Genomic DNA, 476 nt, shown 5'->3' on the forward strand with positions numbered 1-476 from the left:
AATACACTATCCAACGCCTGCGCCACCGTAAACCGCCCCTCGGGCACCTGTACTTCCTTATATACATCCACCAACCCGGGCTGGTACACAAACAGCAAGCCCGTCTTCTGCTGGATCTGCCGGAAGGCCTGGGCCAGCGGCATCTTGCGCGCCGTCAGTGTAGCATAGGGGGTTTGAAGTGCAGCCTGCCCGTGTACGGGTGTGACCGCGGCGGTCATCAGGGCGTACCAGGTGAGGGCTGTAACAACAGTAAAGAAGCGCATAGGGGTAATAGCGTGTTTTACCACCCGGCTACACGCCAGGTGCAGATGACCAAATCAGGAAACACGGGTTGGATAGATTCTTATCGACACCAGCGAACCGGCGGCTGCAACCGCGTATAAAGACAAAGAAAAGTATACCGGGCTAGCGGCAGCTGCCATCCTCCAGGGTTACTGTCCGGCCGTCGTCGGTGATTCGGTAACGCATGCCATAGG

1 protein-coding gene is annotated in these 476 nt (G+C 57.4%); it reads right to left on the bottom strand.

Features of this window, described 5'->3' with window-relative positions; translation table 11 throughout:
• Positions 1-263: hypothetical protein (locus tag KK062_RS30010; protein WP_254088076.1), on the bottom strand; the 263-nt coding region annotated here is incomplete at its 3' end.
• Positions 264-476: the final 213 nt, after the last annotated feature.

It is taken from the genome of Dawidia cretensis (assembly GCF_018598175.1).
In the GTDB taxonomy this organism is placed as follows: Bacteria; Bacteroidota; Bacteroidia; order Cytophagales; family Cyclobacteriaceae; genus Ohtaekwangia; species Ohtaekwangia cretensis.